Annotated in this window: 14 protein-coding genes and 1 riboswitch; of the genes, 6 read left to right on the top strand and 8 right to left on the bottom strand. The window is 72.0% G+C overall.

The features are described from left to right. Positions 1 to 92 precede the first annotated feature (92 nt). The 3 genes from ACWGLC_RS00345 to ACWGLC_RS00335 are packed head-to-tail and all read left to right on the top strand — an operon-like array spanning position 93 to position 3132. Positions 93 to 1193: a glycosyltransferase gene (locus ACWGLC_RS00345; RefSeq protein ID WP_452098049.1), complete on the top strand. Its 1101-nt coding sequence runs from the start codon at positions 93 to 95 to the stop codon at positions 1191 to 1193. Beyond that, positions 1190 to 2290, top strand: coding sequence for a glycosyltransferase (locus ACWGLC_RS00340; protein WP_452098048.1), 1101 nt, complete (start codon positions 1190 to 1192; stop codon positions 2288 to 2290). Before ACWGLC_RS00345 ends, ACWGLC_RS00340 begins: the two co-directional genes overlap by 4 nt. After that, positions 2287 to 3132: a glycosyltransferase family 2 protein gene (locus ACWGLC_RS00335; protein WP_452098047.1), complete on the top strand. Its 846-nt coding sequence runs from the start codon at positions 2287 to 2289 to the stop codon at positions 3130 to 3132. The genes ACWGLC_RS00340 and ACWGLC_RS00335 overlap by 4 nt, the downstream gene beginning before the upstream one ends. 82 nt (positions 3133 to 3214) lie before the next feature. Here ACWGLC_RS00335 and ACWGLC_RS00330 read toward each other — a convergent pair whose 3' ends face one another. The 4 genes from ACWGLC_RS00330 to ACWGLC_RS00315 form a co-directional block, all read right to left on the bottom strand. Further along, positions 3215 to 4006: an ABC transporter ATP-binding protein gene (locus ACWGLC_RS00330; RefSeq protein WP_230929259.1), complete on the bottom strand. Its 792-nt coding sequence runs from the start codon at positions 4004 to 4006 to the stop codon at positions 3215 to 3217. Between the two features lie 7 nt (positions 4007 to 4013). Continuing rightward, positions 4014 to 5012, bottom strand: coding sequence for an ABC transporter permease (locus ACWGLC_RS00325; RefSeq protein ID WP_230929258.1), 999 nt, complete (start codon positions 5010 to 5012; stop codon positions 4014 to 4016). Beyond that, positions 5009 to 5989 carry an ABC transporter substrate-binding protein gene (locus ACWGLC_RS00320; RefSeq protein ID WP_452098046.1) on the bottom strand — a complete coding sequence of 327 codons (981 nt, stop codon included), beginning with the start codon at positions 5987 to 5989 and terminating at the stop codon, positions 5009 to 5011. The genes ACWGLC_RS00325 and ACWGLC_RS00320 overlap by 4 nt, the downstream gene beginning before the upstream one ends. Positions 5990 to 6127: 138 nt before the next feature. Beyond that, on the bottom strand, positions 6128 to 6937 hold the full coding sequence (locus ACWGLC_RS00315) for a siderophore-interacting protein (RefSeq protein WP_452098045.1): 810 nt from the start codon (positions 6935 to 6937) through the stop codon (positions 6128 to 6130). Between the two features lie 138 nt (positions 6938 to 7075). On the opposite strand from ACWGLC_RS00315, the gene ACWGLC_RS00310 reads away from it, so the two are divergent. Then, on the top strand, positions 7076 to 7534 hold the full coding sequence (locus tag ACWGLC_RS00310; RefSeq protein WP_344996828.1) for a DUF1648 domain-containing protein: 459 nt from the start codon (positions 7076 to 7078) through the stop codon (positions 7532 to 7534). A 52-nt stretch (positions 7535 to 7586) separates the two neighbouring features. Here ACWGLC_RS00310 and ACWGLC_RS00305 read toward each other — a convergent pair whose 3' ends face one another. From ACWGLC_RS00305 to ACWGLC_RS00290, 4 genes are read right to left on the bottom strand one after another with little or no spacing between them, the layout of a single operon-like run. Next, positions 7587 to 8405: an MBL fold metallo-hydrolase gene (locus tag ACWGLC_RS00305; RefSeq protein ID WP_452098044.1), complete on the bottom strand. Its 819-nt coding sequence runs from the start codon at positions 8403 to 8405 to the stop codon at positions 7587 to 7589. Continuing rightward, positions 8402 to 9202, bottom strand: a complete 801-nt coding sequence (locus ACWGLC_RS00300) for an ABC transporter ATP-binding protein (RefSeq protein WP_452098360.1) — start codon at positions 9200 to 9202, stop codon at positions 8402 to 8404. Before ACWGLC_RS00300 ends, ACWGLC_RS00305 begins: the two co-directional genes overlap by 4 nt. Positions 9203 to 9240: 38 nt before the next feature. Further along, on the bottom strand, positions 9241 to 10269 hold the full coding sequence (locus ACWGLC_RS00295; protein ID WP_452098043.1) for a FecCD family ABC transporter permease: 1029 nt from the start codon (positions 10267 to 10269) through the stop codon (positions 9241 to 9243). Further along, on the bottom strand, positions 10266 to 11174 hold the full coding sequence (locus ACWGLC_RS00290) for an ABC transporter substrate-binding protein (protein WP_452098042.1): 909 nt from the start codon (positions 11172 to 11174) through the stop codon (positions 10266 to 10268). Before ACWGLC_RS00290 ends, ACWGLC_RS00295 begins: the two co-directional genes overlap by 4 nt. Positions 11175 to 11265: 91 nt before the next feature. Further along, positions 11266 to 11397, bottom strand: a riboswitch (cobalamin riboswitch). Positions 11398 to 11509: 112 nt separating this feature from the next. Here ACWGLC_RS00290 and ACWGLC_RS00285 point away from each other — a divergent pair. Together ACWGLC_RS00285 and ACWGLC_RS00280 are read left to right on the top strand one after the other, a co-directional pair. Beyond that, on the top strand, positions 11510 to 12463 hold the full coding sequence (locus ACWGLC_RS00285) for a DUF5996 family protein (protein WP_452098041.1): 954 nt from the start codon (positions 11510 to 11512) through the stop codon (positions 12461 to 12463). A gap of 28 nt (positions 12464 to 12491) precedes the next feature. Then, a complete protein-coding gene (locus ACWGLC_RS00280) occupies positions 12492 to 12908 on the top strand; it encodes a carboxymuconolactone decarboxylase family protein (RefSeq protein WP_452098040.1) in 417 nt (138 codons plus the stop codon). Positions 12909 to 12958 lie beyond the last annotated feature (50 nt).

Raw genomic sequence — 12958 nt, 5'->3', positions numbered from 1 at the left:
CGCTCCGGTGGCGGAGGGCCCCCCGGGGGGCCACGATCAATGATCTGGCACACCCGGAGAGCCCGGGGAGCTTCGTCAGCGGCAGGGGGATCGTGGACATCCGAAGTGAGGACCGGCTGGACATCGCCGTGATCGGCCCATCGAGGTTCCCCATCCGCGAGCCGTACGCCGGCGGTCTCGAGGTGGTGGTGGCCAAGGAGGTGCGGGCCCTGCGCGATCGCGGGCACCGCGTCACCCTGTTCGCGGCGGCCGGCAGCGAGGACCACGACCGGAGGTTCGAGTTCACGACCATGGCCGCGGCCACCGGCTTCGGCGACAGCTTCTACCCACCCGGCGGCTACGAGGCCGACGCGGCCGAGTTCGACCGCCTGATGGACCACCTGGCCGGATCCTCGTTCGACGTGATCCTCAACCACAGCCTCAGTCACGTCCCGCTCGTGCGGGCCGCCGGTATGCCCGCGCCCGTGATCACGACGCTGCACTGCCCGCCCCTGGCGGCGATGCAGGAGGCGTTCGACCGGCTCGGGTCCGCGACCGGGCAGGTCCTTGCGGTGAGCCGCTCGGTGCTGAGCGCGTGGCAGATCCCGCACGGCGCCGAGGTCCTGCCCAACGGCGTCGACATGACGGTCTGGTCGCCCCGCCCCGCGCCCACCGGTCCGCATCGAGCGGTGTGGATGGGGCGGATCGTGCCCGAGAAGGGGCCGCACCTGGCCGTGGAGGCGGCCCGCCGGGCAGGCTTGGAACTCGATATCGCGGGCCGCGTCGGCGACCGCGACTACATGAACAGAGTCCTGGCCCCGCGACTGCGCGCGGCCGGCGAGGCCGTCCGCTTCCACGGACCACTCGGCCGGGACGCGCTGGTTCCGCTAGTGGCCGGGGCGTCGGTCGCGCTCGTGACCCCCTGCTGGGAGGAGCCGTTCGGACTCACCTCCGTCGAGGCACTGGCCTGCGGCACGCCGGTCGTCGCGCTGGCCCGGGGCGGCACCCGCGAGATCCTCAGCGGGCAGCCCGGGGTGGTATTGGTCAAACTGGGCCCCGACCCGGCGTCGGCGCTGGCCGCGGGCATCCCCGCCGCGCTGACCATGGACCGGACCGCGACCGCCCGGGCGGCGGCCGCGGCCTTCTCCCACGATGCCCGCATCGACTCCCTCGAGGCCCGATTGCGCGGACTGCCTGTGGGGGCGGCCCTGTGATCGGTATCTACGCCCACCACCAGGGCAGCGGCCACCTGCAGCGGGCCCTGGCGGTGGCGGCCGAACTCCGTGACGAGGTCACCGTCCTCACCTCCGCGCCGGTCGCTCGCGCAATGAACCCCGACCCGGGGCGCGTGCAAATCCTGCCGCTGCCGCTGGACCACGACGGGTCCGCCTCGGGGGTCGACCCGACCGCCGGGGGCCGCCTCCACTGGGCGCCGATGCACCAGCCGGGGCTGCGCCGCCGCATGGCTCTTATCGCCGAATGGATCGACAGGACCGAGCCGGCGCTGCTGTGGACCGACATCTCCGTCGAGGTCACCCTGGCCGCCCGGCTCACCGGCACCCCCGTCGTCGCCACGGTTCTACCCGGCCGCCGTGACGACGCCCCGCACGCCCTGGCCCACGGCGTGTGTTCGGCCCTGGTGGCGGGCTGGCCACTATCGGCAGGCGCTCCCGTGCCCGCGGGCGCGGACCGACCCCTCGTCCCGGTGGGCGGGGTCTCCCGATTCGCGGACCGGGCCCCGGCAGGCGCGCGCTCCGTTGCGCACAGGCGCGGCCGCCCCCGGGTGCTGCACCTGCGCGGCTCCGGCGGCGACGCCGCAGACCCTCGCTGGGACGCGGCCCGCGACCAGTTGGCGGAGGTCGACTGGGTGTCGCTCGGTGGACCCGGCGGCAGATGGGTCGCCGACCCGTGGGACGAGATGTGCCGCGCGGACGTGGTGGTCAGCGCTGCCGGACAGAGTTCGATCGCCGACCTCGCCGCCGCCGACGCCCACGTGGTGGCCGCGCCCGAGGTGCGGCCCTTCGATGAACAGGACGCCACCGCGGCCCACCTCGAGCGGCTCGGACTCGGCGCGGTGGTCGGGCGCGAGGACTCCGTGAACGACCTGGTCGCCGCGGTACGACTAACGCTCGAGCGGGCCCGATCCACCCCGGGCGCAGGGTCCGGACTGCGGGAGGCGTGGGAGGTCGACGGCGCAGCGCAACGGCTGGCCGGGGTGCTGGAGTCTGTCGCGCGGGAGCCCCTCGCCCAGGGGCCGGCTGTGCTGGAGCCCGTCGCGCCGGGGTTCGCCGCGCAGGGGGCCGGGCGATGAGCGCGGGGACCTCGATCGCCGTGGTGACCGTGTGCACTCCCGGGCGCATCGACCACCTGCGCTCCCAACGCGAGGCTCTCGCGGCGAACCTGCCGGAGGCCCGGCACGTGGTGGTGCTCCCGGAGCGCCCCGGCAGCGCGGAGCTGGCTGCCGAACTGGCCGAGCTCGGCGCCATCACGGTGGAGCTTCCGGCCGGGCCGGACCTGCCCGTGGCGCGATCACGCAACCTCGGCGGAGACCGCGCTGCCGAGCTGGGGGTGGACCTGATCGTCTTCCTGGACGTGGACTGCATGCCCGGCCCGGACCTCGGGTGCCGCTACGCCGAGATCCCCGACGGGGCCGTGGGTCTGGGGCCGGTGACCTATCTGCCCGAGTCCGCCGGCGCTCCCGACCCGGACGACCTGCCCGGGCTCACAGACCCGCACCCGGCACGCGATTTCCCGGCCCGGGGCACACGGCCGCTGGATCCGGACGAGTACGGGTTGTTCTGGTCACTGTCCTTCGCCCTGCGGCCCGCGTTGTGGCGGTATATCCGCGAGGACTTCGGTGGCTTCGACGAGGCCTTCACCGGCTACGGCGCCGAGGACACCGATTTCGGGCGCCGACTGCTCTACCGCCGCGTGCCCGTGGTGCTGGTCGCGGGGGCGCACGCCTATCACCGCTGGCACCCGGTGTCCGACCCGCCGGTCGACCATCTCGACGACCTGCTCCGGAACGGCGCCCACTACGCCCGGCGCTGGGGGGAGTGGCCGGCGCCCGGATGGTTCGCCGAATTCGAGCGCAGGGGGCTGGTCCGCCGGGACGGGGAAGACTGGGTGCGCGCGGGCGGCGAGCGGGACTGACCGTGATAAATCGAAAAGAGCGTTCCGCACAGTCTCACTCGGAAGACGTGTGCCGAACGCTCTTGTCGACGGGAGGGGGGACTCAGCCGAGGAACGCCTTGTCCGAGAGCGTGGCGCCCTTGATGTTGGCGAACTCCTTGAGCAGATCCTGCACGGTGAGCTTGGACTTGGTGGCGGCGTCGGACTCGTAGACGATCCGTCCCTCATGCATCATGATCAGCCGGTTGCCCAGCCGGATCGCCTGCTCCATGTTGTGCGTGACCATGAGCGTGGTGAGCCCGCCCTCGCGGACGATCCGCTCGGTGATGGTGGTGACCAGTTCGGCGCGTTGCGGGTCCAGGGCAGCGGTGTGCTCGTCGAGGAGCATGATCCGCGGCTGCGTGAACCCGGCCATGAGCAGAGAGAGCGCCTGCCGCTGCCCGCCGGACAGCAGCCCGACCTTGGCGGTGAGGCGATCCTCCAGTCCCAGCTCGAGCATCGCGAGGTCCTCGGTGAACCGGGCGCGACGCTTCTTGTCGAGGCCCGGCCGCAGCCCCCGCCGCTTCCCCCGCAGCAGCGCGAGCGACAGGTTCTCCTCGATGGTGAGGTTCGGCGCGGTCCCCGCGAGCGGGTCCTGGAAGACCCGGCCGACGTACTTGGCGCGCTTGTAGTCGGGCATCCGGTTGACGTTGACACCGTCGATCTCGATGACCCCGCTGTCCACCGGCAGCCGCCCGGCCACGGCGTTGAGCAGGGTGGACTTGCCGGCACCGTTGGAGCCGATCACGGTGACGAAGTCGCCCTCGGCCAGCGTCAGGTCGAGCCTGTCGAGGGCCCGGCGCTCGTTGACGGTGCCGGGGAAGAACGTCTTGGAGATGGAGTTGACGGTCAGCATGGCGGGGTCACCCTTCTCCGGTCGCGGATCCGGCGCCGGAACCGGCCCCGGTACGTGCTGGGCTCGAGCCCGCCGCGACCGCGGCCCCGGGGGTGTCCCGCGGCTCGCGGCCGGAGCCCGGGGTACCGGTCAGGGAACCGACGGCCCGCCCGAACGGGCCCAGGAGCCCCCTCCAGCGGGGGAGCAGCAGCGCGATCACGACGAGCAGCGCGGTGATGGCCTTCATATCGTTGGGGTTCAGACCCACCTCGAGCGCCGCGAAGATGATCAGGCGGTACAGGACGGCGCCCACGACCACGGCGAACACCGCGAGCCACAGGGTGCGCTGGCTCAGCACGGCCTGGCCGAGGATCACCGAGGCCAGGCCCACCAGGATGAGACCGATGCCCATGGAGATGTCGGCGAACGCCTGGTACTGGGCGATGAGCGCACCGCACATTCCCACGAAGCCGTTGGAGATGGCCAGCGTGAGGGTCTTGGTGAAGTCGGTGGAGACGCCGAACGAGGAGATCATGGGGCCGTTGTCACCGGTGGCGCGGATGGACAGACCCAGGTTGGTGTTGAGGAACCAGATGACGACCAGGCCGAGCAGTATGACCGCCACGGCCAGGATCCCCACGCCGCCCCACGTACCGAGGAGCCCGGCGTCCTTGAGGGGGGTGAACACGGTGTCCTGCCGCAGGAGCGGGACGTTGGCCCCGTCCATGATCCGCAGGTTGACCGACCACAGGGCGATCATGGTGAGGATGCCGGCCAGCAGACCGTCGATCTTGCCCTTGGTGTGCAGCAGCCCCGTGACCGTGCCGGCCAGGAACCCGGTGACGAACCCCGCGAGGGTCGCGAGTACCGGGTTCCAGCCGGCGAGGATGGCGATCGCCGCGGTGGCGGCGCCGGTGGTGAAACTGCCGTCGACGGTGAGGTCGGGGAAGTTGAGCACACGGAAGGTAAGGAACACCCCCAGCGCCATGACCCCGTAGATGAGGCCTACCTCGACGGCGCCGATCACTTGCGGTCAGCCTCGGCGAGGATGGCCTCGGGAATGGTCACACCCTGGCGCTCGGCGGCGTCCTCGTTGACCACGTAGGTGAACTCGGTGGCGGTCTCCACCGGCATGGTGGCCGGGTCCGCTCCGTCGCGCAGGATGCGCAGCGCCATCTCACCGGTCTGGCGACCCAGCTCGGTGTAGTCGATGCCGATCGTGGCGACGGCGCCGCCCTCGACGGTGCCCTCCTCGGCGGCGATCACGGGGATCTGCTTGGACTCCGCGATCTGGACCAGCGAGGCGATGCCGGAGACGACCATGTTGTCGGTCGGGACGTAGATCGCGTCCACGTCGCCCAGGGCCTCGACGGCCTGCTGGATCTCGTTGACGGTGGTGACGGTCTGGGTGGAGATCTCCAGGCCCAGCGGCCCGGCGGCCTCCTCGGCCTGGTCGACCTGCACCTGCGAGTTTACCTCGCCGGAGGCGTAGACGATGCCGACCTTCTCGGCGTCCGGCACGATCTCCTTGAGCAGCTCGAGCTGCTCGGTGATCGGGGCGGCGTCCGAGGTGCCGGTGACGTTGGCGCCCGGCTCCTCCATCGAGTCGACCAGCTCGGCCTGGACCGGGTCGGTGACGGCGGTGAACAGCAGCGGGATGTCGGTGATGTTCTGGGCCATCGCCTGCGCGGCCGGGGTGGCCACGGCAAGCGCCAGATCCAGGTCGTCGCCGGCGAACTGCTGCGAGATGGTCAGCGCGGTGGCCTGCTCGCCGTTCGCGTTCTGCTCGTCGAACTCCGCGTCGACCCCGGCGTCCTCGAATGCCTGGATGAACCCGGCCGTCGCGGCGTCGAGTGCCGGGTGCTGGACGAGCTGGTTGATGCCGATCTTGTAGCTCTCGGAGCTGCCGCCCTCCCCGCCGTCGTCGCCACCGGAGCAGCCGGTGAGGACGAGCGCCGAGGTGGCCACCAGTCCGGTGAGGAGCTTCGCGCGTGAGAATGCCATGTGCTACGCCTTGTCTACGTCTCACGAGTGACCGTGAGGGGCCGGGTGCGTGAACTTACTGGCCTCACAGGGTACTCGGTAGGTACGACGCGGCATGGCCGGACTCTCATCACCGGCCGTGTGCGACGCCCGCTCCGCCTATGACGCGGCGGTTTCCGCCTGGGCCAGTTCCTGCTTCCAGGTGCGGAAACCCTCCTCGCTGCGGCCCCGCCGCCAGTACCCGGAGATCGAGGCCCGCGCGGCCGGCACGCCCCGCTCGCGACGCAGGTACGGACGCACGTGCTTCATCACGGTCTCGGCCTCGCCGTGGACGAATACCTGCACGTCGCCACCGGGCCAGGACAGACCCCGGACCGCGTCGACGAGCGGTGCCCCGCCGTCGATGACGTCCGCGCCGGCGTCAGCCGAGGAGGCACCACGGTGCAGCCAGGTGATCTCCACGCCCGCCGGCGCGGTCAACGCCAGTTCATCGGAGCGGTCCCCCACCTCCAGGAACACCGCTCCCCTGGCGTCGGCCGGTAGGGACTCCAGCGCGGCGGCGATCGCCGGGACCGCGGTCTCGTCGCCGGCGAGCAGGTGGAAATCGGCCGCCGGGTCGGGCCGGTAGCCGCCGCCCGGACCGCGCACGGCGACCTCGGTGCCGGCCGTGACGGTGCGAGCCCAGGGCCCGGCGACGCCCTGGTCGCCGTGGACCACGAAGTCGATCCAGATCTCGCGCGCCGCGGCATCGACCCGTCGGACGGTGTAGGTGCGCACCACCGATTCCTCGCCGTGCGGCAGCTCGAGCTTGACGTAGCTGTCCGTCTCGTCGCGGGCCGCGAACCCGTCGAACCCCTCACCTCCCAGAATCACCCGCACCAGGTGGTCGCTTACCTGCTCGGTGCGCAGAACGGTGAGGGTGACCGCGGTGCGGGATCTGGGGCTGGTGGACTGAGGGGCGCTGGCCAACGGAACTCCTAACGTACTGAAAACGAGATACTTAGGGCAGCCTATCCTTTTTCGGGAAATCGTGCCGTCGGCGGGGATCGATCGGCCACCGGCTGTAGGTTCGGTGCGGTGCCCCGGAATCGTCCTACCCCTGGCTACGTGACCGGATCGGTCACGCGGGTCCTGCGGATCGCGTCGCTGCTCGGCATCGTGGCGCTGACCGCCTACGTCCTCGTGCGGTACCCCTCGTTGCCGGAGATCGTGCCCGTTCACTTCAACTTCGCGGGCGCCGCAGACGGTTTCGGCCCCAGGTCGAGCACCCTGTGGCTCGCGGGCGTCATGACCGGGCTGGGGGCCCTGGTGGCGTGGCTGTCCACGAAGCCGGACGTGCTCAACTACCCCGGCGAGATCACCGGGGCCAACGCGCAGCGGATGTACCGCGAGGGCGAGCGGATGATGGTGTGGGTCCTGGCCGGGCTGGCGGTGGTCTACCTGGGGATCTGCCTGCAGACCTTCGCCGGCACGGGGGCGGCCTTCCTCATCGTGGGCCTGGTCGCGCTCATGGGCTCGACCCTCGTCGGACTCGTGCGTATGTCGATCGCGGAGACCCCGAACTAGGTCGCGGCCCGACGTGGGAAGGGCGCGGGCCGGGCCACCCGGCTGCTGTGACTCACCGCCCCCTGGCCCGGAGGCGGACCACCTCGCCGTCGGCGCCCGCCCGCGCGCCCAGCGCGGCGAGGGACCGGTCCAGCTCGTCCGGCGGCGGATTGTGGTGGCCCAGGTGCACGGCCACCACCTCGGTGGCCCCGTCCACCGCGCCCACCTCACGCAACCGGTCGAGCATCGCCCCGAACCGCGGCAACCCCAGGTGGGAAGCCGAGATCTCTTCGCGGTGGCCGAGCGTCTCCTCGAGGAACACCGCGTCGAACCGCGCCCCGCGCACGGCCTCGAACCAATTCGGGTCCCACGGCCCGGTGTCAGTGGCCCACAACAGGCGCGCGTCGTCGGGGCCGGTGATGTCGTAGAGCACCGCGTCGCCCCGGCGGAACACCTGGTGCTGCGCAGGCAGCACGCGCACGTCGTACCGGCCCACCCGCACACGATCCCCGGCGGCCACCGGCGTGAAGCGCACCGGGTCGTCCGGCCCCACCCACTGCCGACACACCTCGAGCGCGTCCGCGGGCCCGACGATCTCGAGCTCACCGAGCCCCTCGACCCAGGACCGCACGAGCAGTGCCTGGGGGCCGAGGTGATCGAAGTGGGCGTGGGTGATGAGCAGGTGCGTGACGCCGGCGAGTGTGCGCCCGTGACGCACCACCGCGCCGGGGGTCTCGGGACCGCAGTCGACGAGCAGGTCGTCGTCGACAAGCGCGGAGGTCTGGCCACGCACCACGCCGCGCGCACGTGCCGCCTCGCACGAGGCGCACCGGCAGAACGGCGACGGCCACCCGTCCGCCGCGCCCGTGCCGACCAGCAGGACCTCCGTCACGCCGGCCCCCGCACCGGTAGCACCGCGGGCCCGTCCGTACGGCCCACCACCTCGACGCGCGCGCCGTAGACCTGCGCGATCCGCTCGGCCGTGAGCACCTCGCCGGGCCGCCCGTCGGCCACCACGCGCCCCCGGTCGAGCAGGGCCAGGCGCTCGCCGTACTGCGCCGCGGAGGTGAGATCGTGCATCGCCGCGATCACCGTCAGCCCCGTCTCGCGACGCAGGGAATCGACCAGGTCGAGCACCTGCTGCTGGTGGCCGATATCGAGCGCGCTGGTCGGCTCGTCGAGCAGGAGGACGCGCGGTTGCTGGGCGAGCGCGCGGCCCAACACGACCCGCTGGAGCTCGCCGCCGGACAGGGTGGTGGCGATGCGCCCGGCGAGATCGTGCAGGTCGAGTCGGTCGATGACGGTGTCGACGACGACGACGTCGTGGGCCGACTCGGTCCCGAACCGCGGGATGTGGGGGGTGCGTCCCAGGCTGATCAGTTCGCGGGCCGTCACGCCCTCGGGGACGACCGGTCGCTGCGGCATCAGCGCGACGGTGCGGGCGACCCGGCGGCGCCCGCCGCGCCGCGGGGTGACGCCCTCGACCTCGAGGTGGCCCGTCGAGGAGATGAGGCCCGCCAGCGCAAATAGCAGGGTGGTCTTGCCGGAACCGTTGGGGCCGACCAGCGACACCCACGCGCCCGCGGGGACCGACAGGTCGACGCCGTGCAGGACCGGGGTGCTGTCACGGGCGACATGCAGGTCGCGGCAGGCGACGGCGGGCCCCGCGGGCTCCTCGGCACGGGGCATGGCGGCGCCGGGTACGCGCGGCGTCTCGTCGTCGTCGGTCATATCTGCCCCCGGCTGCGGCGCAGGACGAACAGGAAGAACGGGGCGCCGATCGCGGCGGTCACCACGCCGATAGGCAGCTCGGCCGGACTCATGGCGGTGCGCGCCACGACGTCGGCCAGGACCAGGAACGCGGCGCCTACCAGCAGCGACACCGGCAGGAGAAGGCGATGGCCGGGGCCGATCACCATGCGCACCGCGTGCGGGATCACGATGCCGACGAACCCGATCAGGCCCGAGACGGACACCACCGCGGCGGTGCCGAGCGTGGCCACGCTGATGAGCACCAACCGCACCCGCGACGGGGAGATGCCCAGGGTCGCGGCCTCCACGTCGCCGACCGCCATCACGTCGAGCATGCGGCGGAACAGGAAGATCACCGCGACCGACACGATCACGTACGGCAGGACCCGCGTGACCTCGGCCCAGCCGCTGGTGGTGAGCCGGCCGAGCATCCAGGAATAGACCTGCCGCAGCGTGTCGTCGTGGCGCTGCATGAAGAAGGTCTGGATGGCGCTGGCGAACGCGGCCACGGCCACGCCGGCGAGGATGATCACCACCTCGGTGCGGCCACCGCCCACGCTGCGCCCCAGCGCATACGTGGCCAGGACGGCGATCATGCCGCCCGCGAACGCCGCCGGCGGGACCATCGTCGAGGCCGCGGCGCCGCCCAGGACGATCGCCAGCGTGGCGCCCAGCCCGGCGCCGCTGGATACGCCCAACAGGTAGGGGTCGGCGAGCGGATTGCGGAAGACCCCCTGGTAAGTGGCGCCGGCGATCGCCAGCATCGCGCCGACGATCGCGCCCAACACCACACGTGGGATGCGGATCTCCCACAGGATGACCTGCTGACGCAGCGTGAGACCGGAGTCGACCGACACGAGCGGGACCCGGTCGAGCAGCTCCAGCAGCACGCCGCCCGCGGTGAGTCCGGCGGGCCCGACGAGCGTGCCGGCCAGGAGCGCCGCCAGCAGGACCAGCGTCGCCCCGCCCAGCACCAGGGCGCTGCGGGACGACGGCCGGGTCACGGGGCGGGCTGGGGTGCCGGGCTATTCGCGGGGATGGCCGTGACGATCGCGGCGACCTCGCGCATGAAGTGCACGACGCGCGGTCCCCACCGGCTGGCCAGGTCCTCGTCAACCACGTAGACGTGACCCTCGCGCACCGCGGTCAACTGGTCCCAGCCCGGCCGCTGCGCCACGGTTTCGGCGGTCACGCCGCAGCACTGACCATCGGCGAGCAGCACCACGTCCGGGTCGGCCTCGAGGATCAGCTCCTCGGACAGCTGCGGGTACGGGTCACTGCCGGTGGCGATGGACGTCAGGCCCAGCATCGAGTAGATCTCGCCGATGTAGGTGTCGTCGGTGACGGTGTAATAGGTGTCGTCGAGCTCGTGGAAGTACGTCAGCGGGGTCTCACGCTGCGGCACCGAGGCCACGATCTCGTCGATGTCGACCTGCATCTGCGCCACCAACTCCGCGGCCTCTCCGACGTGACCGGTGGCGGCGCCGACCTGCTCGAGCTGGCTGTACGTGTCGTCCAGGGTCGCCGCCGCGGGCAGGACCAGCACCTCGACGCCCGAACGCTCGAGCCCGGCCACGACGTCGTCGTTGTCGTCGGACAGCACCACCAGATCCGGTCCGTAACCGAGGATCGCCTCGAGGTTGGGCGTGTAGCCGGACAGCTCGGTGACCGGCGCGTCCTCGGGGAAGTCCGAGCGCTCGTCCACGGCCACCACCTGCTCGCCCGCGCCCACCGCGAACAGCATCTCGGTGGTGGTGGGGGTCAGCGACACGATCGACTGCGGGTCGCCGCCGGTGGCGGAATCGTTCGTGGCGGCCTCGCCGTCGTCACCGGCGCCGCAGGCCGTGGCCAGGAACACCAGGGCCGCCAGGGGTGCGGCCAGCAGCGCGCGGGCACGTGGGTGGTGCATGGCATCCTCCGATTCGCGGAGGACGAAAGCAGCTCGGGCCGCGGCGGGAGGGCCGCTGCACGCAACCGCCCTTCGTCCGAGGTCAGTTCGTACGGCTACCGCGGCAGCGGCCGACCTGGCTTGCCCGCTCTCCGGCGGGATCACAGTTGCGGGACAGCGCCGGTTTCCCACCGGCTTCCACCGCGTGCCTCGGGTGTCCGGAACCACGTCCGGACGAGGCAAGGGTATCCGACCGCACGGCCCGCCCGGACACGGCGACGCGAACGGCCCGCTGATCCCGGTGTGGGGCACGGCCCGGTCGGGTAGAACGGGACCACCGACCCGAGGAGCCCCCGATGTCCGAGCCGTCCCCCGCCCCCTGGCCCCGACTCCGCCTGGACGACTGGGCCGCCACCCGCGACACACTGCACATGTGGACGCAGATCGTCGGAAAGGCCCGGATGGCCCAGTCGCCGCTGGTCAACCACTGGTGGCACTCCACCCTCTACATGTCCGCGCGGGGCCTGACCACGGGCACGTTCCCGGCGGGGTCCGGCATGGTCGACGTGGAGTTGGACCTGGTCGACCATCGGCTCCTCGCGCGGTCGAGCAACGGCGGCCACCGCGGGTTCGCGCTCGAGGGCCAGTCCGTGGCGCGCTTCTACGAGCAGACGCTGGAGGTGCTCGCCGCGCTCGGTGTGGACCCGGTGTTCCAGCCGTCGCCCAACGAGGTCGACCCGGCTGTCCCGTTCGCCGAGGACACCGCCGCCCGGGAGTACGACGGCGACGCCGCGCACCTGTTCTGGCAGCAGCTCGTCCGTGTGGACCGCGTCCTGGGGCAATTCCGCGCGCGGTTCGCGGGCAAGGTGTCGCCGGTGCACTTCTACTGGGGCTCGATGGACATGGCGTGCACCCGCTTCTCGGGCCGCTCGGCGCCTCCGCATCCCGGGGGCGCGCCGAACTGCGCGGACTGGGTGATGGTCGAGGCCTACGACCGGGAGCTCAGCAGCTGCGGGTTCTGGCCCGGCGGCGGGGACGAGGGCGCGTTCTACGCCTACGCCTACCCGACCCCGGAGGGCTTCGACGAGCGGCCGGTCAGGGTGGGCGAGTACAGCACCGAGCTCGGCGAGTTCGTGCTCCCGTACGAGGTGGCGGCCGAATCCGACGACCCCGAGGCCACCGTTCTGACGTTCCTGCAGCAGACCTACGAGGCGGCCGCCGACCTGGCCGGGTGGGACCGTGCGGCGCTCGAGGTCGACCCCGGGCGGCTCGACGCGCACCGGTACCGGCGCGGGCAGGATGGTCCGTGACACGTTCGCAGCGGGAAAGGACCACGAGATGACGACGACGAGCTCTTCCGACGAGGGCGCTAACTCCCAGGATCTCCGCGAGCTGGGCTTTGCGGCCAGGCGCGAGGTGATGAGCGACGAGTTCGTCGACCGCGCCATGGACCGCGCGACTGGGACCGCCTCGGAGGCCATCCAGTATGTGGTGACCGAGAACGTGTGGGGCAACATCTGGAACCGGCCCGGGCTCGGGTGGCGGGACCGCAGCCTGCTCAACATCGGGATGCTGGTGGCGTTGCGCGCGAACGCCGAGCTGTCCGGGCACGTGCGCGGCGGACTCACCAACGGGCTCACGCGCGAGGAGATCACCGAGGCCGTCATCCACGCCTCGGGGTATTGCGGGGCGCCGGCCGCGTTGTCGGCCATGAAGACCGTCCAGGAGGTCTTCGACGCCCTCGACGCCGGGTAGTCTCGGGGCACCCAGGTGACGCCGCGCACTCCCCAACGCTAAGGAGCCCC

The sequence above is a fragment of the Dietzia sp. NPDC055877 genome (assembly GCF_053615975.1).
This window is presented reverse-complemented; position numbering and strand designations above follow the sequence as displayed.